The organism is Bifidobacterium erythrocebi, from assembly GCF_012932675.1.
Taxonomy (GTDB): domain Bacteria; phylum Actinomycetota; class Actinomycetes; order Actinomycetales; family Bifidobacteriaceae; genus Bifidobacterium; species Bifidobacterium erythrocebi.
The window spans coordinates 91,469-117,112 of the sequence record NZ_JAAIIF010000018.1 but is presented as its reverse complement, the minus strand read 5'-3'; the positions used below and the strand labels follow the sequence as shown (position 1 = coordinate 117,112).

Below are 25,644 nucleotides of genomic sequence, written 5' to 3'. Positions count from 1 at the left end.
TCCCGCTTCGCCGTCAATTCATCCGCACAGGAACTACCGTCTCGTAATTACACACATGTAGTTTTCCACAAGTGTGGAAAAGATTGTGGATAACCTGTGGGTAACTTGTGGGTAAGTGCGATTTGAGTGTGGGTAACCGTAGTGCGGATAGTGGATAAGTAGTGCACAAACGGTGGATAACCTGTGGATAACTCGGTGCGCAAATACAGAAAAGGCCTGAAACGTAACGCTTCAGACCTTTGTGGATAATGTGGATAACGATTATCCGAATATCAACGCCACCACATCGTCATCAGGAAGCCGATCATGATGATGACGAAGCCGACGACCAGATTCCACACGCCGATGGCGGGAATCGGGAACTTGCCGGTCAGGTAGTAGGCGACGACCCAGATCAGGCCGATCACCATCAGCAGGCAGAACAGCGGGACGAACCAGCGCGGATTCGACTTGGTTCCCTTGATGGACTCCTCAACGCGCTTGGTGCTCTCCGCCTGGCGGGCCATCATGCGCTGCATCTGCGGGGTCATCATGTTCTTATCGGCAGTGGCGTTCAGCACGGCCTCGACCTGGTCCATATCAACACCGTAGTTGTCTTCGGCGGCCGTATCCTCTTCGCTCTCGGCAGCGCTGTCGGTGCGATCGGTCTGGTCGGTTGCGGACTGCAGGTCCTTCTGCTCCTCCGCACCGTTTGCTTGCAGTTCTTCGTCAGCCATCAGTATTGTCTCCATTCAAGTAGGCTAGAAGTTATCATAGTGGCTACACTCGAAAGCAGCGAATACGGTTTGCCACGCATCTCAAAAGATGTATACGATTGCATTCCCGATTGCCATCGAAAGGTCGTGTATGAGCAGGCACAGCACTAAACATGGTGTCAGACGCTCCATGGTAGGCAGCGTCGCGGTGCTGGTCGTCGTGGCGATCACCGGCTATCTTTTCGTCACCAACCTTCGCGTGAACCGCACCTCCACCGTCTCGTCGGACACGGCGGGACTGGTCGAGCAACGTGTGAAACAGGTCAACACCCTGCAAAAGGAAGTGAACACGCTCAGCAACGACGTGAACACCATGACCAAACTGTCCACCGACGACAACGAGCCCAACAACAAGGACGACGGCGGCGACGCAAGCACCGTGATGCCGGCCGTGGAAGGCCCCGGCGTGACCGTCACGCTCGACGACTCCCCGATGTGGAAACAAGCCGTGGACTCCTCCGGATCGTCGGCCGACATCGACAAATACGTGATCCACCAGCAGGACATCGAAGCCGTGATCAACGCCCTGTGGGAAGGCGGCGCCGAATACATGCAGGTGATGGACCAGCGGGTGCTGTTCAACTCGGCGGTCATGTGCTCGGGCAACGTCATCTCGCTGCACGGCAAGAAATACTCGCCACCGTTCACCATCTCCGCCATCGGCAATCCGGACGATCTGACCCAAGCCCTGGACGCCTCGCCTACCATTAGGATCTACAAGCAATACGTAAGCGCCTTCGGCCTCGGCTGGAAGGTGGATCGGAAGAAGAACCTGCACTTCGACCAGTGTGCGAAACTGCTGCAGCCGTTGAAATACGCGAAGGCGGCCGGCGGCAGCCAGGAATCGGAACAAAAGGAATCGGAACAAGCGGACGCCGGCACGGCAAAGGGAGACGACGACCAGTGAAGCATGGAGCACAGCCCCAATCACAGAGCCAAAACGGAGGCTTCCTGCGCCAGCTTATGGGCATAGTCGCGGAAATACTCATCACCCTGGCCGTGGTGTGCGCCCTGTACATCGCATGGCAGATGTGGTGGACCGGCGTACAGGCGGAACGCGTGCAGGCACAGACCCGCGAACAGACCAGCTGGTCCGACCCTGCCTCGGCGGCCAACGCGAAAATCGCCCAGCCACAGCAAGGCGATGCGCCGGTGCAGCCGGAAAGCGCCAACTACGGCGACCTGGTGGCGCAGATCTACATCCCGCGCTTCGGGCAGAACTGGGAGCGCAACATCGTGGAAGGCACCGACGCCGCGCAATTGGCCCGGCATGGCCTGGGTCACTACCCGGACACGCAGATGCCGGGGCAGGTGGGTAACTTCGCCGTGGCAGGCCACCGCAACGGCTACGGCCAGCCCCTGGGAGACGTGGACAAGCTCCAGACGGGCGATCCGATCGTCGTGCGCTCGCAGGACTACTGGTACGTGTACACGTACACCAAACACAAAATCGTGTCGCCCAAAGACACCGACGTCATCGCCGCGAACCCCGATAACCCGGGTGCCACCGCGACCAAACGCATGATCACCCTGACCACATGCGAACCGAAATACAGCACGCCGACCAGCCGCTGGATCGTATGGGGCGAACTGAAATACTGGGCGAAAGTCGCCGACGGCATGCCGAAGGAACTGGCCTCCACCGGCAACGACGGCAAAGTGAAATTCGCAGCCAACTCGACCGCCTACCTGTCACCGGCGGCCAAAATGGGCTCCCTCGCGCCCTATGTGCGCGGCGCGCTGATCGCCTGGCTTATCTTCTTCATCGCTGCCGCAGCGGCCTGGCGATGGCCCGCGATGCGCGCGATCAGACTGGGCGAACGCCCACGACCGGACGCAAGCATCTACGGCACGCTGATGCGGCTGCAACCGGGCGTGCTGCCGATCAGGATCCTGCTGACGGCGCTGCTGCTGTTCGCCGCCGCCGCGTCCCTGTTCGAATGGGGATTCCCCTGGGCCGCGTCCCACATCCCCATCATGCAGCAGATGAGCAACTACGTCGCACTGAACTAGCCGGCGCCCCGCCCCGCCACGCCACGGTACGGCATACAGCACCACGGCACACAGCACCACAGCTTTTCCAAAGGAGACACCATGACCGATTCCGCCCACATCCTCGTGATCGACAACTACGATTCCTTCGTCTACACCATCGTCGGCTACCTCAAGACGCTCGGCGCCACCGTAGACGTGGTACGCAACGACGCCATCGACCCCAGCGACGAAACCGTGACCGATGGCTACGACGGCGTGCTGATCAGCCCCGGACCGGGAGCCCCCGCCGAATCCGGCGCCAGCGAAGACATGATCCGCCTGTGCGCCAAGCAGAACAAGCCGATGTTCGGCGTCTGCCTGGGCCTGCAGGCGCTCGCGGAGGTGTACGGCTGCACCGTGGACCACGCGCCGACCATCATGCACGGCAAGACCAGCCCCGTGGAGCATGTGGACGACGAGATCTTCGCGGGGATCGCGAATCCGATGACAGCCACGCGCTACCATTCGCTGGCCGTGGAACCCGATTCCGTGCCGGATTCGCTGGAGGTGACCGCATGGACGCAGGGCGACCACATCGTGCAGGGCATCCGCGTGAAGGGCAAGCCGATGTACGCCGTGCAGTTCCACCCCGAATCGGTGATGACCGAAGGCGGCTACCGTCTGTTGGCGAACTGGCTGGCCGTGTGCGGGCAGACCACGGCGGTGGCCAATGCGGCGGGGCTCAAGCCGCGCGTCAACAAGTGATGCAGAGCCTGCAATCGCAGGTTGATCGCAGGTTGTATTCGGCTATGTGCCGCCGGCCCATGGTGACGGCGGTGCACAGCCGTTTTTTTTGATGCCTGACGAGCGCCGATCCGGTTTCTGATTTGGCGTTTTGCTCTCTGTCTTGGTGGCCGTTCGTCGGGATTATTGTATGAATAGCGCGGATGTTCCTCATGATTTTTGCACGGACAGGCCTGGTATTCGTCGGGATTTTTGCACGAACAGGCCGTTTGTTCGTCCAGTTTTTTGCATGAACAGACCATTTATTCGTCCAGATTTTTGCATAAAAGCCCCCAAAGTTCCTCATGTTTTTTGCAACAAACTTCCTGGGCGAGCTGGGATCGGGCGCGATTTCGGGTCGTAAGGGGGCCGCGCGCGGGCGTTACGGCGTTATGCGATAAGAAAGACGGATGCCGCCCATTCCTACGCAGAATGGACGGCATCCGTCGTTTATGGCAATACCGGCTGCGGCAGGGTCGCCGGCCTCCGGCTCGCCTCGGCCTCAGCCGTTGGAACCGGAGTTGGTGTTGCCGTTCGTGGTGCCCTGGTTCGTGCCGCTGCCACCGGTGTTGGTGCTGCTGCTCGCCTTGGTGGTCAGGGTGATGGTGGCGCCTTTGTCGGCCTCGCCGCTGGCGGGATTCTGGCTCGTCACCTCGTCATCCGTTCCGGTGGATCCCTGCTGCTTCACCGTGAAGCCCAGCGATTCCAGCACCTGCTTGGCGGTGGAGAACGACTGGCCCGTCACGTCGGGAACCGTGACCTTCGGCGTGGGCTCCTTGCCCTTGGAGACGGTGATGGTGATCGTGGAACGCTGTGCCACGGACGTGCCGGAATCGGGATTCACACTCACGACCATGCCCTCGGCCACCGAATCGGAATATGTCTCCTCGGTGATGATGCTGAACTGCAGATCCTGCAGGGCCTTCATGACGGCATCCTTGGTCTGGCCCGCCAGGCCGTCGGGGACCTTGGTCATGCCGGACGAGACGAACATCATGATCGACGTGCCCTTGGGCTGCGACGTGCCGGCCGCCGGATCGGTACGGGTCACCCTGTCCTTGTCCACCGTGGCGCTGTCTTCGGAATTCACGCTGGTCTGCACCTTGAAACCGGCCGATTCCAGCCGGTTGCGCGCCTCGCTCTGGCTCATGCCCTTCACGTCGGGGATCTGGGCGTTCTGCGGTCCGGCGGAGAACCACACCTTGATGGTGGACCCCTTCTTGGCCTTCGCGCCGCCGGCAGGATCCTGCTTGGTGAACGTGCCCGCAGGCTCGGTGGAATCGTTGTCCGTCATGGCCTTGAACTCGAAGCCGGCCGCTTCGACGGCGGCCTCCGCACGATCCTTGGTCATGGACGAGGTGATGGTCGGCACCGTGGCCATCTGCGTCGCATTCGACTTATGCGAACCGAACGCGAACCAAATGCCGGCGATCGCGCACAGCAGCACGATCACGCCGATCACCGAACCGATGATGATCTGCTTCTTGCGCTTGTTCTTGGCTTCCTGCGCTCGCTGTGCGGCACGGGTCTGCGCCAACGTGTTCGAAGACTTGACCTGCTGGAACTGGCCGGTCACCGGGTTGAACGCCTGCGTGGCCGTGCCCGCCTCGTTCTGGTTCATGGCGACGGTGGCGGCATCCTGTTCGGCTTGCTTGCGCGCCTTCATGTTGGTCAGGTCGGTCAGCGGGTTGAACGCGGCCGCGACCGGTTCGCCGCCGTTCATGAAGGTGAGGATGTCCTGCTTGAACTCGGTGGCCGTGGCATACCGGTTCTGGCGATCCTTGGCCATGGCCTTGGCGCAGATGGAATCCCACATCTTCGGCAGTCCCGGCACCACCGCGGAAGGCGGGGTGGCCACTTCGGACACATGCTGGTAGGCGATGGCCACGGCGGAATCGCCCGTGAACGGCGGCTTGCCAGTCAGCATCTCATACAGCACGCAACCGGCGGAATACAGGTCGGAACGCATGTCCACGGTCTCGCCGCGAGCCTGCTCGGGGGAAAGGTACTGCGCGGTGCCCACCACGCCCTGCGACTGGGTCATGGTGGCGACGGAATCGTCCAGCGCGCGGGCGATGCCGAAATCCATCACCTTCACGGCACCCTGATCGGAGATCATGATGTTCGCCGGCTTGATGTCGCGGTGGATCACACCCATGCGGTGCGAATACTCCAACGCGCTGAGCATGCCCAGCATCACCTGCGCGGCGTCGCGCTGCGACAGCGGGCCGTTCACACGGATGATGTCGCGCAGGGTCTGACCCTTCACGTACTCCATCACCAGATACGGCAAGCGTTCGGACTGGCCGTTCTCGTCGGTGACCATCTCCTCGCCGGAATCGTAGATGTTCACGATGTTCGGATTGTTCATCTGGGCGACGGAATGCGCCTCGCGGCGGAATCGCGTGAGGAAGATCTCGTCGTTCGCCAGATCGGCGCGCATAATCTTGATGGCGATCGTGCGGCCAAGACGGGTGTCAAGGCCGACATGCACTTCGGCCATGCCGCCGCGCCCGATGAGCTGGCCAATCTGGTAGCGACCGTTGGCCAGAGAAGAGGGCATGTTCATTGCTGCTCCTTCCAAAGATTATGCGTAGTGGAAGTGGGTGTGATGATAGACGGCAGATGCGGCGTGCTGGAGATGCGGCGCGGCATACGCCCCGAGACGATGGTCGCCTCGTTGAGTTCGGTCTGCTGGTCGAGCAGCCGGCGTTCGATGCGGGCCAGGGTGCGGGAGACCACCAGCGCGTCGGCGGGGCGGTCGCGCGGATCCTTGGCAAGCATCGACATGATGAATTCACGAAGCTGGAAATCCACGGAATCCGGCAGCGGCGGAACGGTGTCGTTGACATGCGCCGCGGCGATGTCGACGGGCGTGGCGCCGGTGAACGGACGATGCCCGGAAATCCCCTCGTATGCGACGACGCCCAGCGAGTAGATGTCGGACTGCGGTGTCGCCTGCTCGCCCTGCGCCTGCTCCGGGGAGATGTACTGGGCGGTGCCGACCACCATGCCGTCCTGGGTGATCTGCTCCTGATTGGTGGAGTAGCTCACCCCGAAGTCCGTGATCTTGACGTCGCCGTTGCTGCCGACCATGATGTTCGCCGGCTTGACATCGCGGTGCACGACGCCATGGCTGTGCGCCACGAACAGTCCGCGTGCCGTCTGGATGAGGATCGGCAGCAGCTGCAGTGGGTCCAATCCGCCCGGATGGTCGTGGTACAGGTCGGCCAGCGACTTCGACGGCACGTACTCCATGATCAGGAACCCGATGCCGTCATGCTCGTAGTACTCGAACAGCGCGGCGATGTTCGGATGCGCCAGATTGGCCGAATTGTGCGCTTCCGCACGCAGACGGCGCAGTTTGCCCTCGGCGTTGGTGATGTCGGAGCGCAGTGCCTTGATGGCCACGGGGCGGTTGAGCTGGATATCCCAGCCCTTCCACACCTCGCCCATGCCGCCCTGCGCGAGTCTTGCGTCGAGACGGTACCGGCCGTGAATGAGTCGTCCTTGAACGAGTTTCATTGCTGTGTCGCCTCCTGAATCATCGTGCGGAAAATCGGGCCTGCGGCTTCGACGCCGTACCCGGTGGTGTTGTGCACCACCACGGCGACGGCGATCTTCGGATCGTCCGCAGGGGCGAATCCCATCACCCAGCCGTCGATGGCATTGTTCGAGACGCCGATCTGCGCGGTGCCGGTCTTCGCGGCCACGCTCACGCCGCTGGGGGCCAACGATGGCGAATCCTTGGTGACCACCGATTTCATCATGGTGGTGAGCTTGCTTGCGGTGTCGGAACTGAACGCGTTGCTCATCACCGAGGCCTTGGTCTCGCTGAGCACGGACAGGTCGCTGGCGCGCACGCGGTCGACCAGCGTGGGGTGCATGAGCTTGCCGCCATTGGCGATGGCCGAGGCGATCATCACGTTCTGCAGCGGCGTTTCGGTCACGTCGCCCTGGCCGATGGACGCCAGCGCGAGCTTGTCGTCGGTCAGCGAGGAGGGGAACACCGAGGCGGTGGCCTTCATCGGGCTGCCGGTGGACGTGGTGCCGTCGATGATGATCGAGCTGCCGAAGCCGAGCTTGGTGGCCTGCTTGGCGATCGCGTCCTGGCCGAGGCTCACGCCCAGCTGGGCGAACGCCGTGTTGGAGGAATAGGCGAGGGCGTCTTCCAGGCTGATCTTGCCGTTGGTGCCGTTGGCCTGCCATTCCACGTTGGTCAGCTGCGTGACGGTGCCCGGCAGCGTGTAGCTGGCACCGGCGGGGATCTGCGTGTTCGTGTCGTATTTGCCGCTTTCCAGCGCCGCCGCGGCCACCACGGTCTTGAAGGTCGATCCGGGCGGGAACAGCTGGCTGGTCACGTTGTTCACCATCGGGCTGGACGCGGATTGGGTCAGCCTGGCGTAGTTCTCGTTCAGCGTCTTGTTGTTATGCGATGTCAGCTCGTTCGGGTCGTAGCTCGGCGTGGACACCATGGCCAGGATGCGGCCGGTCTTGACCTCCATGGCCACGGCCGCGCCGGACTGCGATCCCAGGGCCTGGTAGGCCGCGTTCTGCAGCTTCGGGTCGATGGACGTCTCGATGGTGGCGCCCTTGGCCTCCGAGCCGGACAGCACGGACTTGATGCGCTGCCAGAACAGCGAATCGGATTCGCCGGACAGCAGTGAGTTGCGCGACGCCTCGATGCCGCGGTCGGCACGCTGGCTGATGGAGAAGTAGCCGGTCACCGGCGCATACAGCATGCCGTTGGGGTAGGAACGCTGGAATTTGAACGCGTCGTTCGTCGCCTCGGACTTGGCCATGATGGTGCCGTCCGAAGCGAGGATGAACCCGCGCTGGGTGCCGTACTCGTGGTACAGCGCACGCACGTTGCGCGGATCGGAATTCAATTCGTTGGCGCGAATCGCGGTGATGATCGACGAGGAAAGCCCCAGAACGGTGAACAGTACGATTACCGCGACGAACAATTGGCGCAGCATCTTGTTCATGATTGAGCACCTCCCCTTGCCCTACGAGCGGTCTTGGATGCGCGTTCGGCTTCCCGTTCCTTCAATTCGCGATCGCGCAGCGCGGCAAGCGCCTCATGCTGGAACGTTTCGGACAACGTTTCGGGGGCGGGCTTGTTCGCGGCGTTGGAAATGATAATCAGCAGCGTCGCCAACAGGTAGTTGGCGACCATGGACGAGCCGCCGGCCGCCATATACGGCAGGGTAAGACCCGTCAACGGGATCACCAGCGTGATGCCGCCGACCACGGTGAACACCTGGAACGCCATGGTGAACACCAGTCCGGAGGCGAGCAGTTTGCCGAAGCCGTCCTTGACCTTCATGGCGGTGATGAAGCCGGAGGCGATGATGATGATATACAGCAGCAGGACGCCGAAGCAGCCCACCAGGCCGAACTCCTCGCCCAGCGAGGCGTAGATGTAGTCGGAATTCGCGAACGGCGTGAGATACGGGTGCCCCTGACCCAGCCCGGTGCCGAACAGCCCGCCGGAAGCCAGGCCGAACAGGCCGGTGACGATCTGGTAGGAGCCGCCGACCGCACGGTTGTACAGGGTGTCGTCGAACGGATGCAGCCACGCCTCGACACGAGCGCCCACATGGCTGAACAGCGACGATGCCGCGACCGCGCCCGCCGCGAACGCGACGCCGCCGATCACGATCCAGCTTGCGCGCCCCGTCGCCACGTACAGCATCGAGACGAACATGGCGAAGAACATCAGCGACGTACCCAGATCATGCTGCAGCACGAGCACGCCCATCGAGGCGACCCACACGATGATGATCGGGCCGAGATCGCGGATGCGCGGCAGTTGCAGGCCCAGGACCTTCCTGCCGCCCACGGCCAGCTGGTCGCGATGGTCAAACAGGTATGCCGCGAAGAAGAACGCGAGGAACAGTTTGGCGAATTCGCCCGGCTGCAGCGAGCCGAGACCCGGAATGCGGATCCAGATGCGTGCGCCGTTGATGTTCTGGCCGATGCCGGGAACCATGGGGGAGAGCAGCAGCACCAGGCCGACCACCATGCTCACATAGGAGAACCTGCGCAGAATACGGTAGTCGCGCATCGCCACGATGAGAATCGAGCACAGGACGATCGCAAGGCATACGAACATGAGCTGGCGTATGGCGACTTCGGTCTTATGCGCGTAGTCGATGCGGGCGATCATCACCGTGCCCATGCCGGTGAGCAGCAAGACGCATGGCTGCACCACCTGGCTGGCGTACGGCAGGAAATGCATCACTAGGCCCCAGAACACCAGCGACAGTACGGCGACCAGGCCGAGCATGATGGCGAAGCTCTTGGGCATGGTGCCGGTGGTGCGGGCGAACAGCTGGAAGAACGCCATGCTGCAGATCAGCAGGGAGAACAGCAGCAGCGAAAGTTGACGGAGACGGAGCTTGATCATTGCTTGTCCTCGCTCTGCCCGGAGTCGTTCGAGCTGCTGGAGTTGTTGGAACCGGAATCGCTCGATTTGCCGGACTTGGAATCGCCAGAGTCCTTGGAACCCTTGGAATCACTGGAATTCGAGCTCTTCGAATCGTTCTTGGCATCGTTCTTCGACGATGTGTCGCCGTTCTCGCCCTTCTGCAGCTTGCGGTTCTCCTCCTGCAGGTACTTGACGTGCGCACGCGCCTCATCGAGGTTGTTGCGCGTGATGCCCTCCTTGAGCTCGTCGCGCCACGTCTGTGGCAGATCGCTGGTGCTCACCGAGGTACGTTCCACCTCATGCGAGAGCTTAAGGCCGAAGATATTCGTGGGAACGCCTTGGAAAATCGCCACTTTGCCGTCCGCATCGCCCACATAGTAGCGGGTCTGGCTCCACCGGTAGGTGGCGTACCCGGCACCCGCGCCCGCGAGCAGCAGCGCGAGCACGGCGATGAAGGCGATGATATGCACATTGCGCTTATGGTTGTGCGCGGTCTTACGGTCCTTCGCCTGCTTGACCTCGATGGCCTTGGCCACCTGCGGGTCGTTGGGGTCGGACGACAACGCGCCATCGGCCTTCTGCACGATGGGGATCTCGCCCGTATCCGGCGTGGACAGCGTGCTTTCCTCCTCACGCGCCGCCGAGGGATGGGCGAGTTTCGGCTTCTCTTCCTCGTCCTTGTCGTGTTTATGCGCATCGGGTGCCTGCATCAGCGCCGCGGCACGCTGGGCGGGGGAGCCGTCGTCGCGCAGGGCGGGTGCCGCCGCCACCGGCTCATTGATGATGTCGGCGATGGGTTCGAGGTTCGCGTTCGCCGCGCCGCCCACCAGCGGGGTCTGATGCGGCAGATCGAACGCGTGCACGTCAAGGGCCAGAGTGGCGTCCGCGATCACGGCGGTGACGTTATCGGTGCTGCCGGCACGCAGGGCCATGCTCACCAGACGCTGCGCGCATTCGGTGAGATTCGACATGGACATCATGGCGTCCGCGATGGTCGAATTCTCCAGCACGCCGCACAGACCGTCCGAGCACAGCAGCCAACGGTCCGCCGGGTGCGCCTTGAGCACCGCGATATCGGGATGCGGGTCGATGTCGAAATCGCCGAGCACACGCATCACCACGTTGCGCTGCGGGTGGTTCTTGGCCTCCTGCTCGGTGATGCGACCGGTATTGATCAGATGCTGGACGTAGCTATGGTCCTGGGACACCTGGCAAAGCGCGCCGTCGCGCAGCAGATACGCGCGGGAGTCGCCGATATGCGCCAGCACCCAGTAATCGTCCACAAGGGCGACGGCGGTGACCGTCGTGCCCATGCCCGAAAGCTTGCGCTCATGCCGTGCCTTGCCGACGATGGCGTCGTGCGCGGCCATGACGGAGGTCTCCATCATCGAGGCGATTGCGGCCACGTCCTTCTCACGGTCGTCGCGTTCGATATGTGCCAGCGAGCGGATGGCGATGGTGGAAGCGGTGTCGCCGCCCGCGTGGCCGCCCATGCCGTCGCAGATGGCCACGAGATGTTCGCCGGCGAACGAGGAATCCTGATTGTTCGCGCGCACCGTGCCCACGTCGGACACGGTGGTGGAGTACAGGAACAGCTGGCTCGGAGATGTGGAGACGCCCTGCTGCAATGGCAGGGTTTGCTGGGGATCGTCAGTCATGCGGGTATCACCTCAGCTCGAAGGTCGTCGCACCGATGCGCACCGGCATACGCGGCGGAAGAATCGTCGGGACGACAAGACGCTGGTCGTTGACGATGGTGCCGTTGGTCGAGCCGAGATCCTCGATGGCCCATTGCCCGGAAGCCGGGTCACGGTAGACGCGGGCGTGATGCGAGGAAACGAATTCATCATCCAACACCACGGTGTTCGAAGCGGAACGCCCCATGGTGATGGCGTCGCCGGTCAGCGGGATGGAGGAACCGGCCAGCGGTCCGTCGATGATCACCAGCAGGGTCGGGCTTCCGTCCTGTGCCGTACGGCGCGGCGCAGGGGCGCTCGGCTGCTGCGGTTCCACCACGGCATTGGCCGCGTGGGCACCGGACGCCTGGTGCGCGCGGCGCTTCCTGCGCTGACGGGAGCGGGATGGGCGCGGGCTGAACGATTCGATGTCCTTGCGCAGGGAACGCACGGCAAGCCATGCGAACACCCATAACAGGATCAGAAAACCGTATTTCAGCAGCGCAAACGTAAGTTCAGTCATACTAGGGCCTTGACGCCGGCGGCATCACTCCTGTTCCTGGGACGAAGCCCAGTAGAGGATGCGGGTGCGGCCGATGGTGATGGTGTTGCCATCCAGCAGCGTGGCTGCGGGAACCTGATGGCCTTCGACGTATGTTCCGTTGGTGGAGCCCAGATCGCGGGCAATGACGCCGTTGGGCGTGATATCGATCTCCAGGTGCTTGCGGGAGATGCCCGGGTCGTCGATGACAATGTCGCAGCCGGAGCCACGCCCCAGCACGGTCTTCTCCTTGGTCAGCAGGTACTGGCTGCCGTTGATCTCCAGCAGCGGGCAATCCTGGCTCTGCTCCTCGGTCGTGACCGGCACGGCATTGCCCTGCACGGAAGCGGCGGTGAGCTTGAAGCTTCCCTTGGCCAGATCGAGATCCTCCTCGAAAATCACCACGACAGGCCCAACGAATGCGTAATGCTGGCTGCGTGCGTAATTGGTGAGGTTGTCGGCGAGCTCATCGGCGAGCGTCTCGCTGCCCCACTGCTCGATATGATCGAAATCGGGTGTGCTCAGCTTGAAGCGGTACTCATTCGGGGCGACGGTACGGTCGCGACCCACGGGCATGGCCTCGTTGTCAATCTCACGTTCCAGCGCGCTGGACAGGTCCACAGGTTGCAGGTCTTTGGAGCCGAACTTCGAGAACACTCCATTCACTGCGCCTTCCACGCTTTTCTCAAAACGGTCGAGAACGCTCATAGTCATCCCTTTCTATATCCCTCACCAGTGTACGCAATGGGTGCAACAGGTGCTAATCAATACGTTGAGGAATTGTGATTATTTTCGCCTGCATTGCGGTTTGACGGGGTGGCGGCGCCGATGCCCGGGCAATGCCATCGAAGGATGCTACGGGGAACCGGTTCACTGCGGCGCTGGCGTCGGAAATCGTTGGAAAACAGCCGTTTTGGGCTTGCGAGTTGACGCATTTGATACTGCCGGAGGGGCGTGGTGGGTAAGGTGGGAACTATGAATGAGCAAGCGATTGACGAATACCCCCGTTTGAAGGCCCGCACCCTGCGTTTCACCTGCGGAGCCCCGCGTTCCGCACAGGTGGTCGGCGACGGTACGCGTGCGCTGTTCCTGCGCTCGGACGGCCCGGAAGACACCGTGACCAGCCTGTGGATGAGCTGGTTCAGCGCCGACGGCGAGCATCATGAGACGCTTGTCGCCGATCCGCGCGTGTTGCTGGGTGCCGGCGCGGACAGCGAGGACGTGCCCGCCGAGGAACGCGCCCGCAGGGAGCGTGCGCGTGAAGGCGGTTCGGGAATCGTCGGATATTCGGCCGATGAGGCGGGGTCGCGCGTGGTGTTCACCCTGAACGGCCGTCTGTTCCTGGCCGAACTGGATGCGGTGGCCGAGGGCGGCGACGCCACGGTGCGCGAACTGTGCGCGGGAAAGCTGAGCGCCCAGGCCGGCACGGCACCCGTATTGAATCCGCGCATCAGCCCGGATGGCGAACACGTGCTGTACACCACGGGGGAGCGTCTGCAACTGGTGAGCATCCAGCCATGGGACGACGCCGAAGCCGGAGAGACAGACGGCAACGCCACGCTGCTGACCGCCAGCGTCGAAGCGGACGATGACGACGAAATGTCCGATTCGGCCGAATCGGACACCGAATCCGGCGACGGACTCGACGATGTCGCAGCCGGCGGCACGCACGAGGTCGCCAACACCTGGAAGGTCGGCCTTGCCGAATTCGTGGCCGGCGAGGAAATGGACCGGTACGACGGCTTCTGGTGGAGTCCCGATTCGCACGGCATCATCGTCGAATCCTTCGACACCGCGCCCGAGCCGATGTGGTACATCAGCGATCCGGCCAACCCGGGCAACCCCGCATCAGGCCGCCGCTACCCGCGCGCGTTGACCGCCAACGCCGACGTGCACCTCGACCTGCTGCACCTCGATTTCGACGACCAGGGTCGTCACTCCATCGTCGCCTTCCACGAGATCGAATGGGACCACGAAGCATACGAATACGTGGCGCGAGTGGTCTGGCAGGACGGTCATTGCCCGCTGCTGCTCGTGCAGAACAGGCGTCAGAACCGCGACCAGGTGCTCGCCGTGGACGAGAACGGTGCGACCTACGTGCTGGAAAGCCATGCGAACGACCAGTGGATCGACATCATCGACGGTCTTCCCGCACTCACCAGCGACGGACGACTCGTCTGCGCGCTGAACGATATGGAGGCGAACACCAATCGCCTGACCGTGGACGGCAAGGCCTTCACCCCGGTCGGCTGGAACGTGCGAGCCGTATTGGACGTGACCGACGACGACGTGTTGTGCGTGGTGCAGCGAGATCCCGAACTCGCGCCAGATGTGCCGCAGGCATGGCAGGACACGGCCCAACTGCATGATGCCCGCTGCCACGACGTGGTGAGCATCGACTACAGCGGCGAAGTGCGGCCGATGGTGGGAGAGCCCGGCGTGTGGGCCGCATCGCGCGGACTGCGCGGCGAAGTGGTGAGCGGCGGCATGATGGGAACAAACGCGGCCACCATGATTCACGTGGCCCACCTTCCCGCCCCCATGTCCGATTCACCCGAAAAGGACACCCACGCATCCTCCAACACCATCCACGTGACCGATTCACCAGAATCGGACAACCAGACGGGTGCGGAACAGGCGCGGATGTCCGATTCGGCCGAATCGGACACGCAGGGGGTACAGGGAGCGCAGAATACGCAGGGGACGCGTGACGTGGCTGCGGCGATCGCCAACAACGCCGCCGACCCAGGCTTCCTGCCCAACACCAGCTTCGCCACCCTGCCCGGCGAACATCACCTGCTCGCCGCCATCACCATGCCAAGCGAAACCAGCCCCTACGCACACGCCACCACTCTGCCCGTCCTGGTCAAGCCCTACGGCGGCCCCGGCTTCCAGCAGGTCGTGTTCCGCTCCTCCTTCTACCTGGACGCGCAATGGTGGGCCGATCAGGGCTATATCGTATTGACCGCGGACGGTCGCGGCACCACCGGCCGAGGCCCCAAGTGGGACCGCGCCATGTTCGAGGACATGAAGGGCGTTTCGCTCGCCGACCAGATCGAAGCGGTCAAAGCACTGCCGCTGCTGGACTGGGCCGACGGCCCCAAGCCCGACCTGTCCAAGGTCGCGATCATCGGCTGGAGCTTCGGCGGTTTCCTCTCCGCACTCGCCGTGCTCGACGCGCCCGACGTGTTCCACGCCGCATGCGCCGGCGCACCGCCCACCGATTGGACGCTGTACGACACCCACTACACCGAGCGCTATCTGGGCCTCGACCCCGAGGTCTACGAACGCAACTCCATCATCGCGGACGCGCCGAACCTCACCCGACCGCTCATGCTCATCCACGGCTTCGCGGACGACAACGTCACCATCGCGCACAGCCTGCGATTGAGCCAGGCGCTGATGGCCGCCGGTCGCGAGCACACGTTCCTGCCGCTCACCGGCATCACGCATATGACCAACGACGAGACGGTGGCGGAGAACCTGCTGGTGCTGCAACGCGACTTCCTGCGCAAGGCGCTCGCGGACTGATACGGACTGACCGCTTGACTGCAGGTCGGCCGCGAACGTGCCGACTCGTCTATGTGTCTATATAGGTGTCGGCGTGCGTGCACCGGCTCTTGTGCGCCGATTGCCGTGCCGATTGCCGCGCGCCGACCTGCGGAACTGATTGGAGACGACCATGGAAGTGACTCTGCTCAAGGAGAACGACTACGCCGAAACCATGGCGAACGTCGTCAAACCGGCGCTCGCCGCCTGCCTGACCGAGGGGCGTTTCGACCCCACGCAGGCGGAACGCGAGGCCGGTCTCACCCCGCTCGGCGGAACCCTGCACTATATGGCCTACGACGCCTCCAAGTTCGACGCGGAGAACAATCAGGATGCCACGGCAAGCTTCCGCGGCTGCATCGTGCTGAGCCATGGGTTCACCGAATTCGCCGAGAAATACGACGAGATGGTCTGGTACTTCCTGCTCGCCGGCTATTCGGTGTGTGCGATCGACCATCGCGGTCACGGCGCGTCCGCACGCGATACGAGCGACCGATGCCGCGTGTGGATCGACGATTGGCGCAGATACGTCGCCGATCTTGCCGGATTCGCCGAAACCATAGGGCAGCAGTATGCTGCCGGTCAGCCGCTGTACCTGTACTGTCACTCGATGGGCGGCGGCATCGGTGCGGCGGTGCTCGAACAGCATCCCGCATTGTTCGACAGGGCCGTGCTTTCCTCGCCGATGATCGCGCCGCAGACGGGCATGCCGTTGTGGCTGGCGCGTCCGCTGGTTGGGTTGCTGTGCGGCTTGGGGCTCGGCCGCAGAACGGTGTTCGGCAAGAAGGACTTCGACCCGGATGCTCCGCTCGACCTGAACGATAACCCCGGTGCCAGCGAGGCCCGCGAACGATACTTCCATCAGCTGCGCTGCGGCAACGTGGACTATCAGACGTACAAGCCCGCGTTCCAGTGGGTTCGTCAGGCGTTGAAGCTCAGCCGCGCCGTGCTTGCTCCGAACGCGTGCGCCGGCATCGAGACGCCGATCCTGCTGTTCCAATCCGGACGCGACGTGTGGGTGCTCAACGAGGCGCAGGACCGGTTCACGGAACGTGTGCGCGGCGGCGGAAGCCATATCGAGAAAGTGCGGTACGACGATTCGCTGCATGAGATCTTCTCCATGCCGAACGCAATACTCGGCCCGTACGTAAGCAGGATCTTCGATTTTCTGGAGATGCCGACGGCCAGCCTGTAGCGGTCGGTGGTTTTGGCTGCTTGCCGCGGTCTGACCGGTTGTGGCTTGCGGTATGCGTGCGCATGTTTCACGCATTGTTTCACGATGCTTCCGCACTGTGTTTCACATAACGTTTCACGATGCGCCTCACGTAGCGTCTCGCGTGTCACCCCGCATACCGTCGCCATCCGCCAGCAAGTCCCGCGCGTCGCTGACCGACCCGGTGCCATACTTGGCTCTGTGATGAGGAGAACGAAGAAGACAGGAACATCGCGCATCATCTCGTTCAGCAGCGACGCCAGATCCATACTGGCCGGCATGACGCTGGTACTGATCGGCGGTGCCATGTGGGGGTGCAACGCCACAATATCGAAACTGCTGATGAACAACTACGGCGTCGAACCGCTATGGCTGGCCTGCGTACGCGAATTCTTCGCCGGACTGCTCTTCCTCGCAGTCGGCGGCATCATGAGCCCGATCAAACTGGCCGGCGCGGCAAAAGACGTACGCTCCTACCCGAAATACCTCATGCTGGCACTCTGCTGCGTGCTCATCGGACAGGTCTCATACCTGCAGTCCATCAACTGGACGAACTCCGGCACCGCAACCATCCTGCAAAGCCTGAACCTGCTGGTAGTGCTCGCCTGGGTGTGCATCATGAGCCATCGCATGCCCCGCAAACGCGAGGCGATCGGCGTGGCGCTCGCCTTCATCGGCACCGTGCTCATCGCCACCGGCGGCAACCTCTCGACGCTCGCGCTGCCCCCGCAAGGACTGGCATGGGGCGCGGCGAACGCCATCGCCACATCGGCCTTGTCGATCCTGCCCACCGCAATGATCGCCAAATGGGGCAACTTCGTGACCAACGGCATCATGTTCCTGATTTCCGGCGTGCTGCTGTGCCCGTTCGTGCAGCCATGGGCGCATCTGCCGAAATTCGACGTGGCAAGCGTTTCGATGCTGCTGTTCACCGTAGTGTTGGGAACATTCGGCGCGTACGCGCTGTTCATGGCCGGCGTGATGCGCATCGGCTCGATCCGTGCGACCATGCTCGGCACGATCGAACCGGTGACGGCGACGCTGACCGCAGTGCTGTTCACCGGAGTGGTGTTCGGCCCGGCCGATCTGGTGGGCTTCGCGCTGATCATCGCAATGGTGTTCCTGGTGCGCTGAACGCCGGGTCGGTTCTTTTTGCCCACTCCAGATGTCCGATTCTCCCGAATCGGACAACCGTGGTGCGTGGTGAGCTCGTTGGATGACCGTTTCTCCCGAATCGGTCATGTGAGGGTGTGCAGAGACACTCTGGGTGTCCGATTCTGGTGAAAATGCCATCCGAGGGGTGCGGAGATGGACGAGGAAGAAGTCGGATGGCTGATAGACTTACGGCGGAAGAGTACCGGAACTGCGAAGACTAAAACATCAGTGAGCCAAAGGGGGCGGTGTGAAGCACGCACAGGAACCGTATGGGCCAGAGGATGGTTCCAAAAGGAAAAAAGAAACGGCGATAAAGATATTAGATATCGTTGGATGTGTTTTCGTCCTCATTTGGGTGGTCCAGCTGGTTCCGGCCATATTGTGTGACATGGGTTGGCTGGACGAACGGTGGAACATCGTCATAATCGCGGTCGCATTGGGTGCCCTTTTCTGCATTTGGCTGTGTGAGAAGATTTCCGACCGGCTGGACGACGATGAGGAGGACTCTACGGATAGTGCTGAGAACGAGGACATTGATGGCGAAAACATATAATCTTGCATCCTGCCCGTTCTGCGGCAAGCTTGCCGGACTCGTCTACTCGTGTGGGATATAAGGAATCCGCTATGGAGTCGGCCACAAGCTGGACGAGTGCTCGATTCTTTCCGTTATTCGGGGCGTGGCCAACGTGAAAGCGGATACTATAGCGCGTTGCTGGAACCAACGATACGGGGTGGCGAACATGCTACGTGCCAAGGGGCACGACGGTCTGACGGACGAAATGGCGGACCCAGCGTCTTTTTCAGAGAGGGGGATTGCAGCGCGCCCGCCTTCCGTCGTCTACCGCCGCAGCGCCCTGGCCAGCTCAGTCAGCGTCTGCCCGATATCCGCGTTGATGCAGATGGAACGACTGTGAATCTGCGGCGGCGCCGCGGCCTCGCCCAGATTCAGGCAAGCGTACGTGGCCTGCGGGTTGGCGTTCGCGAGCTGCCAGAACGGATACTTGATAATGCCCGGCGTATTCCCGCCCACACCGAGTTCCAGCAGCAGAATGCGGGACTTCTCGTGCCGTACGAGAAAATTGTGGTACCGTTTCGCCGCCGCATGCCAACCATCATCCTCCACGAACGAACCGTCCACGCGCAGATTCGGCATCATCGGACGTCCACAGCGCGGGCAATGCGGCACCAGCTCGCTCGGCACACGCATATCCGACTGTTCCTCGACCATCGCACGCACAGCCTGCTCGTTGTCATAAGTGACCTGCGCGCAAGGCAGCGAGCACTGCCACAGGCCGTAATCACCCTGCGTGTAGAACAGTCGTGCTTTGTCGAAACCGGCGCGCTGAAAACAGTGGTCGACATTGGTGGTCAGTACGAAATAATCCTTCGCACTGCCGGCCGTTTCGCCGCCACGTGCGCGGACGGATCCGTCGAGCATGCCCAGCAACAGCCTGTGCACGGGCTTGGGCATGGGGGCGTACCGGTTGCAGTAGATCGCGCGACTCCACCATGCCCAGTATTCCTCAAGCGTGTCGAAAGGGTAGAAACCACCCGAATACATGTCGGTGATGCCGTACCGCTCCTTGAAATCGGAGAACAGGCGGTCGAAGCGCTCGCCGGAATACGTGTAGCCGGCCGACGTGGACAGGCCTGATCCGGCGCCGATGAGTACGCAATCCGCTTCGCGCCACGCCTGTGCGAGGCGTTCGATCGCGGCGGCATGCTCGCTGTCAGTCATGGTCGGCGAATACGCGCTCGTAAATCTGGCGGTCGCGGTCGGAGAAGACATCGAAGATCACCTTCCTGATGGTGTTGGCGGGGCGATGGTTGGCGGTTGATGCGGTTGGGGTGGGCGCAGTGCCGATGGTTGACGTTGGCTGCGGTTGTGCGGCTTCTTGTTGCGCAAGCTGCCGCGCAAGAAAATCACGGACCGTGCGCACGGCGATGCGTGCCGCCAGCTCGGCGGGGAAGCGGAATTCGCCGGTGGAGATCGCGCAGAACGCAACGGTTTCGAGGCCGTGGTCGGCGGCCAGTCGCAGGCAGGAACGGTAACAGTCCGCCAGCTGTTCCTGTTCGTCCGGCGTCGGATCGCCGCTGGGGATCATCGGGCCGACCGTGTGCAGCACGTAACGTGCCGGCAGATTGAATCCCGGCGTGATCTTGGCACGGCCGACCGGCTCCGGATGCCCCTGCTGTTCCATGATCCGCGCGCATGCGAGACGCAACTGCACGCCGGCGGCGCTGTGGATCGCATTGTCGATGCAATGATGGTTCGGCGCATAGCAGCCGGTAAGCCCGCTGTTCGCCGCATTGACGATCGCATCGCAGCGCAGGGTGGTGATGTCGCCCTGCCAGATGGCGAGCGTTGCGTGGGATTGTGGGGATTGTGGGGATTGTGTGGCTTGTGGGGATTGTGGGGACTGGGTGTTTTGGATGGGCTGTGTGCTGCTGGTGGTGCCGGCGCTTGCTGGCGCGACGGTTTCGGGCGTGGCAGACTCGGTCGTGACAGATTCAGTCGTAACGGTTTCGACCGGGGGAATATCGTTCGCATCGGTGATGGTACGTTGCGCAAGCTCCGCGCCTAGATACTCGTCCTGCACGCGCAGGAACCGTTCGCTGACCGGTGCGGGCAGACGGACGTTCTGCAACGCGCGCAACAGCAAGCGCCGCTCCTCGTCGTTGCGCGGAACCGGCAGATCTGCCTCGTCGGTGTCCCGGTACTCCTGATACTCCTTGAGCAGCTGCCCGATAAGCCAGATGCGACGTTGCCGCTGATCCATCATGCTTTCCTTCCCGTTCATACCCATAGTCATATTCCGCCCACGTGCGCCCCACACGTCCCACATGTCCGATTCGGCCGAATCGGACAAACGCAAGCACGTGTAAGTACCCTACATGTCCATTTCTCCCGAATCGGACATGCAGGCACGCGAGTCGACCCCACGGATGTCCGATTCTGGTGAAAATGCCACCCACGGTGGCTTATCAGTACGCTGGATGTCCGTTTCTCCCGAATCGGACACCCAGACATGCAAACTGACCCCGCGGATGTCCGTTTCTGGTGAATCGGACAAGCGTGGGCGGGTCTGCATACCCCGGATGTCCGTTTCTGGTGAAAATGCCACGCGCTGTTCTTTGTACTAACAAGGGATGTCCGATTCGGGCGAATTGGACATCCGGGATAGCGGCAGGGCACCACGTGTGACCGTTTCTCCCGAATCGGACAACTGGGGTACGTCCCGCAAGGCCTGGATGTCCGTTTCTCCCGAATCGGACATTGAATATCGAGATTTAGGGCGCGAGATTCAGCACGCACGCCGCCGCGGCATGCGCCGCCGATCTCACTTGGTGTACACGGAGATGCGCTCGCCGACGTGCTTGGCGGATTCGGCCTCGTCCACCACGGCGATGGCGAAGTCGGCGTAGCTGATGAAGCTCTGGCCCTCGGCGTTGGCGGTGAACTCTTCGCCGGCCAGCTCGTAGGAGCCGGTGCGTGCGCCTTCGGCCTGGAAATCGGCGGCCGGGCTGATGTAGGTCCACTTCACGTCGGAACGCTCGCGCAGCTCCTCCAGCGACTTGCCCATGCCGTTGGCCAGCGGGATGAACGCCTCCGGGAAGGTCGGCAGGTCCTTGACCTGGGTCTTGTGCTCGGCGTCGACGTACAGGCTGCCTGCACCGCCGACCACGATCAGGCGGGTGTCGGTGCCGGACAGTGCGTCGCACAGGGTCTTGAGGGAGGTGGAGTGCTGCGGCTGGTCTTCCGGTGCCCACACGCCGAACGCGTCCACGACCACGTCGAAGCCGGCGAGGTCGGCTGCGGTCAGGTCGAAGATGTCCTTGATGATGGCGTGCTGAGCTTCGGACTTGTTCTCGCCGCGCACCACGGCGGTCACGTCATGGCCGCGCTTGACGGCTTCCTTGACGACGAGCTGGCCTTCCTTGCCGTTGGCTGCCACTACTGCGATCTTCATGTTTGTTCCTTTCGTAGGTTGTTGCTGTTTCGGCGGGCGGATTTCCGTGGTTCCCGCTGTTGCTATGAACATTATTTCCATACCGACCAAAACGGAAGAAGGCACAATAAAGTGCTATAGTTACCAAAAGGGAACTTTTATTGATTTTATTGCGATTGGTGAAGGAGTGATTGTTCTGATGGAACGTGAGTTACCGGCGTGTCCTGTGGAGACGACGCTGCTGATGATCTCCGATAAGTGGAAGGTGCTGATCCTGCGTGACCTGCTGAACGGGACCATGCGGTTCAGCGAGCTGCGTCGTTCGGTCGGCAATGTGTCGCAGAAGGTGCTGACGGCGAACCTGCGTCAGATGGAACGCGACGGGTTAGTACATCGCGAGGTGTACCCGGAGGTGCCGCCGCGCGTGGAGTACTCGCTGACGGAAACCGGTCGGACGCTGCAGCCGATCATCGAGGCGATGAAGGATTGGGGCACGCAGTACAAGGCCGAGCACGCCGCCTAGCGGTCGGCCGCCCATTTCGCCCATTCCCCTCTACCTCACCCTATTTTGTTGTCCGATTCGGCCGAATCGGACAACCAGCCATGCGATACGGCACCGTGGATGTCCGATTCTGGTGAATCGGACATCTGGCGCAAGTGGGGGTCGCAACATGGCGCTGTCTCGTAGCGTTACCTCATTGCGCCATCGCCTGCCCATCCCGCTTGTTCACTCTGGGTAAAATCCCGGAATGACAGACGCTCGGAATAGTTGGTGGAAGTGAAAGGTCAAGATCAGGAGCCCGGGAGGGTTCCGGATACGGCAACGAACCCGGCCGCCGGTGTCATCGGATGGTGACGCCGCGATGGTACTGCACGACCGGCTGCCAAGCCGCATCGACTCCAACATGAAGGAGTACCGATTATGGCAATGTTTCCGGCTTTGATGAATGACACGATGTTCTCTGATCTGTTCGACGATCCGTTCTTCGAGGGTTGGCGCAACATGGAGAATGGCGCCCGCGAATCGAACATGTCGATGGGCATGATGAGCACCGACGTGCGTGAATCCGATAAGGGCTACACCGTCGACATCGATATGCCTGGCTTCAAGAAGGATGACATCTCCCTGGAGCTGCAGAACGGCTATCTGACGGTGTCCGCGCATCGCGACAGCGCGCACGATGACAAGGATGAGAGCGGCAAGTGGCTGCGCCGCGAACGCTATGTCGGCTCCTGCTCTCGTAGCTTCTACGTCGGCGAGGATATGAAGGACTCCGATATCCACGCCAGCTACAAGGACGGCACGCTGTGCCTCGAACTGCCGAAGCCGCAGGCTCAGCAGCAGGTCGAGACGAAGCATCGCATCGCCATTGAGGGCTGATTGTTGGACTGATTGCCAGGCCGACTGTTAACCGACTGCCAGATTGACTGCCAGTCGTTTCATTGACCTTTGAAGGGCACGTGGTAATTCCGCGTGCCCTTTTGCGTTTGTGAGCGTGCGTGGGGGTAGGATTCCTGCGTGTTCACAGTCTTTGCTGGTCTTTATGCCTTCAGCGCCGACAAATCCACCGTATATGTGAAATTGGCTGGCAACGGCGTGGGTTTGAGAAACATGGTCATATACAGCGGAAGATAAGTGATCGCCCCATCCTGCTCGACATTGCCTTTGCAAAGCACGTAGCTGGTGTCTAATCCCCAATCTTTGACATTCAGCAGATTATCCAGCGCCTTGTGCCGTTTCCAATCGTTGCCGGACTTCACTTCGATGGGAATCACGGTTGAACCGTCCTGCACCACGAAATCCACTTTGCCAATGCGTGAGGTGATGAAGTAATGCAATGCGAAGCCGTGCGCCAACAGTTCCTGAGCCACCACATTTTCCGTGATCGAGCCTAGGTTCACCGACAAATTGCCATTCAGCAGATCGAATTGGATGTTATCCATCGAAGCGGTGCAAAGCAGCCCGGTGTCGTTCATGAACAGTTTGGACAGACTGCGATTGCCGTTGTTCTCCAATGGTGGCAAAGGGGCGGTGACGTTGGTGCACGGCAGGGCGACTCCCGCATCGGCAAGCCATAGAAAACTGCTCGCGTACCGGTTCTGTCGCGCATTCTTGTTCAAATCGGCCAAGACGAACCTGCGGTTCTTGTCGTCCAACTGGGATGGGATCGCGTCGAAAATGGCATGAATCTTGGCTTTGTCCCTGTTTTCGGAATACTTGGCGATATCCAGCCTGTATAGGGACAGCAGGCTGGTCTGTGCGTCGATGACTTGGGCGATGTCATGGGTTGACACATAGCGTTGCACAACGTCCGGCATGCCTCCGACCACGGTGTACAGGCGGAACAGTCGCATCATTGTCTCGTGCACTGCTTCGCTGACCGGCTTGCGTTGTTCGAAGTGTGCTCGCAGGGCATCGATGGTCGATTCCTGTACGCCGTTGGCCAGGCAGAATTCTTCGAAATCCATGGGGAACATGCGCAGGGGTTCTTCGAAGCCTACGGGATACGAGGCTACTTCCTTGGTTCGCACGCCAAGTAGCGATCCCGTTTCGATGTAGTCGAAGCGACCATCCTCTACAAGGAACTTGACGGCGGTTCGTGCGGCTGGACATTCCTGGATTTCATCAAGCAGCACCAACGTGTGATTCGGTACCAACGTTGTGCGCGAATATGCGGTGAGGTTGGCGATGATGGTGTTCGCATCGAGCGCGTTCTCGAATACTGTCGCGGCCGCGCGGTCTTCCAGAAAGTTCAGCTCAACGAAGGAGTCGTAATACTGTTTGGCGAATTCCCGTACGAGTGTTGTTTTGCCGATTTGACGTGCGCCGGTGATCATCAGGGCTTTGTGCTGCGGGTTGCTGCGCCAAGCTTCCAATCGTCGCCATGCTTTTCGTGCGAACATCGCTACCTCTTCTTTTGCGCTTGATATCAGGCTTGTAAGCAAGTGTCATGTTTTCTGTCACGTTTTTCGTAACGTTTTTCGATATAAAAACCCTACCTCTTGTCACGTTTTCTGTCACGTTTTCTGTAACGCTTTGCCGTATTCGTGATGATGGGATGTGCCGGTGCCGACCGGTTTTTGGGCATCTGGCAGGTTTCCCCACTTCCTGCTCGCTTGCTGTGCTGTCCCTCGGATGTCCGATTCGGGTGAATATGCCATCCGGGGGTGGCGCTCGCGTCTGTGGATGTCCGTTTCTCCCGAATCGGTCATGCGCGGTGGCGCGTGAGTGCGCTGGCTGTCCGATTCTGGTGAAAATGCCATGCACGGTGATGCATGGGTGCAGTGGGTGACCGTTTCTCCCGAATCGGTCACAGGGTTTGGATGTGGAGGAGGACGCGTGATTTGCACAACGATGGCTGGATACGAAAAAACCGGAACCCGAAGGCTCCGGTTTTCTTTTTCGTGCGAGCGGGGGGAGTTGAACCCCCACGAGCATACACTCACTGCCACCTGAAGACAGCGCGTCTACCATTCCGCCACGCTCGCAGACAATCGACTAATTTACACCGCGATTGTCGAATAGCCAAATCGGCGTGTCGCGCAATTGCCGGATTCGGCAATACCGACTGTCCGTTTCTCCCGAATCGGACATCCAAAGGGTGCATGCGGTGC

General features: G+C 61.5%; 21 protein-coding genes and 1 tRNA gene. 9 read left to right on the top strand and 13 right to left on the bottom strand.

Features of this window, described 5'->3' with window-relative positions; genetic code table 11:
• Positions 1 to 272 precede the first annotated feature (272 nt).
• Positions 273 to 716, bottom strand: coding sequence for a cell division protein CrgA (crgA, locus tag G1C98_RS08790; RefSeq protein ID WP_169080831.1), 444 nt, complete (start codon positions 714 to 716; stop codon positions 273 to 275).
• Between the two features lie 130 nt (positions 717 to 846).
• Between crgA and G1C98_RS08785 the strand changes: the two genes are divergently transcribed.
• From G1C98_RS08785 to G1C98_RS08775, 3 genes are all read left to right on the top strand, one after another.
• Positions 847 to 1,662 (top strand): DUF881 domain-containing protein, encoded by an 816-nt coding sequence (locus G1C98_RS08785; protein WP_169080830.1) that lies wholly within the window; start codon positions 847 to 849, stop codon positions 1,660 to 1,662.
• Positions 1,569 to 2,768, top strand: a complete 1,200-nt coding sequence (locus G1C98_RS08780) for a class E sortase (protein ID WP_417852313.1) — start codon at positions 1,569 to 1,571, stop codon at positions 2,766 to 2,768. Before G1C98_RS08785 ends, G1C98_RS08780 begins: the two co-directional genes overlap by 94 nt.
• An 81-nt stretch (positions 2,769 to 2,849) precedes the next feature.
• Positions 2,850 to 3,494, top strand: coding sequence for an anthranilate synthase component II (locus tag G1C98_RS08775; protein ID WP_169080829.1), 645 nt, complete (start codon positions 2,850 to 2,852; stop codon positions 3,492 to 3,494).
• Between the two features lie 520 nt (positions 3,495 to 4,014).
• Here G1C98_RS08775 and pknB read toward each other — a convergent pair.
• The 7 genes from pknB to G1C98_RS08740 are packed head-to-tail and all read right to left on the bottom strand — an operon-like array spanning position 4,015 to position 12,870.
• The gene (gene pknB, locus G1C98_RS08770) at positions 4,015 to 6,081 is read right to left on the bottom strand and encodes a Stk1 family PASTA domain-containing Ser/Thr kinase (protein WP_417852312.1); all 2,067 of its coding nucleotides are present in this window, start codon (positions 6,079 to 6,081) and stop codon (positions 4,015 to 4,017) included.
• Positions 6,078 to 7,037, bottom strand: coding sequence for a serine/threonine-protein kinase (locus G1C98_RS08765; protein WP_169080828.1), 960 nt, complete (start codon positions 7,035 to 7,037; stop codon positions 6,078 to 6,080). Before G1C98_RS08765 ends, pknB begins: the two co-directional genes overlap by 4 nt.
• Positions 7,034 to 8,500 (bottom strand): peptidoglycan D,D-transpeptidase FtsI family protein, encoded by a 1,467-nt coding sequence (locus G1C98_RS08760; protein WP_169080827.1) that lies wholly within the window; start codon positions 8,498 to 8,500, stop codon positions 7,034 to 7,036. The genes G1C98_RS08765 and G1C98_RS08760 overlap by 4 nt, the downstream gene beginning before the upstream one ends.
• Positions 8,497 to 9,924: an FtsW/RodA/SpoVE family cell cycle protein gene (locus G1C98_RS08755; RefSeq protein ID WP_169080826.1), complete on the bottom strand. Its 1,428-nt coding sequence runs from the start codon at positions 9,922 to 9,924 to the stop codon at positions 8,497 to 8,499. The genes G1C98_RS08760 and G1C98_RS08755 overlap by 4 nt, the downstream gene beginning before the upstream one ends.
• Positions 9,921 to 11,603, bottom strand: a complete 1,683-nt coding sequence (locus G1C98_RS08750) for a PP2C family protein-serine/threonine phosphatase (RefSeq protein WP_169080825.1) — start codon at positions 11,601 to 11,603, stop codon at positions 9,921 to 9,923. Before G1C98_RS08750 ends, G1C98_RS08755 begins: the two co-directional genes overlap by 4 nt.
• Before the next feature lie 7 nt (positions 11,604 to 11,610).
• A complete protein-coding gene (locus G1C98_RS08745) occupies positions 11,611 to 12,144 on the bottom strand; it encodes an FHA domain-containing protein FhaB/FipA (protein WP_169080824.1) in 534 nt (177 codons plus the stop codon).
• A gap of 24 nt (positions 12,145 to 12,168) precedes the next feature.
• A complete protein-coding gene (locus tag G1C98_RS08740) occupies positions 12,169 to 12,870 on the bottom strand; it encodes an FhaA domain-containing protein (protein WP_169080823.1) in 702 nt (233 codons plus the stop codon).
• A 267-nt stretch (positions 12,871 to 13,137) separates the two neighbouring features.
• Here G1C98_RS08740 and G1C98_RS08735 point away from each other — a divergent pair, with 267 nt between their 5' ends.
• The 4 genes from G1C98_RS08735 to G1C98_RS08720 all read left to right on the top strand — a co-directional run bounded on the left by G1C98_RS08735 (position 13,138) and on the right by G1C98_RS08720 (position 18,632).
• Positions 13,138 to 15,693, top strand: a complete 2,556-nt coding sequence (locus G1C98_RS08735; RefSeq protein WP_169080822.1) for a S9 family peptidase — start codon at positions 13,138 to 13,140, stop codon at positions 15,691 to 15,693.
• Positions 15,694 to 15,844: 151 nt separating this feature from the next.
• Positions 15,845 to 16,906, top strand: coding sequence for an alpha/beta fold hydrolase (locus tag G1C98_RS08730; RefSeq protein WP_169080821.1), 1,062 nt, complete (start codon positions 15,845 to 15,847; stop codon positions 16,904 to 16,906).
• A 222-nt stretch (positions 16,907 to 17,128) separates the two neighbouring features.
• The gene (locus G1C98_RS08725) at positions 17,129 to 18,058 is read left to right on the top strand and encodes a DMT family transporter (RefSeq protein ID WP_169080908.1); all 930 of its coding nucleotides are present in this window, start codon (positions 17,129 to 17,131) and stop codon (positions 18,056 to 18,058) included.
• 268 nt (positions 18,059 to 18,326) lie between these two features.
• Complete coding sequence (locus G1C98_RS08720) at positions 18,327 to 18,632, top strand: hypothetical protein (RefSeq protein ID WP_169080820.1); 306 nt, start codon at positions 18,327 to 18,329, stop codon at positions 18,630 to 18,632.
• A 285-nt stretch (positions 18,633 to 18,917) separates the two neighbouring features.
• Here the strand turns inward: G1C98_RS08720 and G1C98_RS08715 are convergent, their stop codons facing one another.
• The 3 genes from G1C98_RS08715 to G1C98_RS08705 form a co-directional block, all read right to left on the bottom strand.
• The gene (locus G1C98_RS08715; protein WP_169080819.1) at positions 18,918 to 19,817 is read right to left on the bottom strand and encodes an SIR2 family NAD-dependent protein deacylase; all 900 of its coding nucleotides are present in this window, start codon (positions 19,815 to 19,817) and stop codon (positions 18,918 to 18,920) included.
• On the bottom strand, positions 19,810 to 20,880 hold the full coding sequence (locus G1C98_RS08710) for a macro domain-containing protein (RefSeq protein WP_240944994.1): 1,071 nt from the start codon (positions 20,878 to 20,880) through the stop codon (positions 19,810 to 19,812). Before G1C98_RS08710 ends, G1C98_RS08715 begins: the two co-directional genes overlap by 8 nt.
• Before the next feature lie 540 nt (positions 20,881 to 21,420).
• Positions 21,421 to 22,050: an NAD(P)-dependent oxidoreductase gene (locus tag G1C98_RS08705; protein WP_169080818.1), complete on the bottom strand. Its 630-nt coding sequence runs from the start codon at positions 22,048 to 22,050 to the stop codon at positions 21,421 to 21,423.
• A 178-nt stretch (positions 22,051 to 22,228) separates the two neighbouring features.
• On the opposite strand from G1C98_RS08705, the gene G1C98_RS08700 reads away from it, so the two are divergent.
• Complete coding sequence (locus tag G1C98_RS08700; protein WP_169080817.1) at positions 22,229 to 22,552, top strand: winged helix-turn-helix transcriptional regulator; 324 nt, start codon at positions 22,229 to 22,231, stop codon at positions 22,550 to 22,552.
• A 399-nt stretch (positions 22,553 to 22,951) separates the two neighbouring features.
• Complete coding sequence (locus tag G1C98_RS08695) at positions 22,952 to 23,410, top strand: Hsp20/alpha crystallin family protein (protein ID WP_169080816.1); 459 nt, start codon at positions 22,952 to 22,954, stop codon at positions 23,408 to 23,410.
• Positions 23,411 to 23,571: 161 nt separating this feature from the next.
• Here G1C98_RS08695 and G1C98_RS08690 read toward each other — a convergent pair whose 3' ends face one another.
• Positions 23,572 to 24,975 (bottom strand): ATP-binding protein, encoded by a 1,404-nt coding sequence (locus tag G1C98_RS08690; RefSeq protein ID WP_240944993.1) that lies wholly within the window; start codon positions 24,973 to 24,975, stop codon positions 23,572 to 23,574.
• Positions 24,976 to 25,435: 460 nt separating this feature from the next.
• Positions 25,436 to 25,518 (bottom strand) — tRNA-Leu (locus G1C98_RS08685).
• Positions 25,519 to 25,644 lie beyond the last annotated feature (126 nt).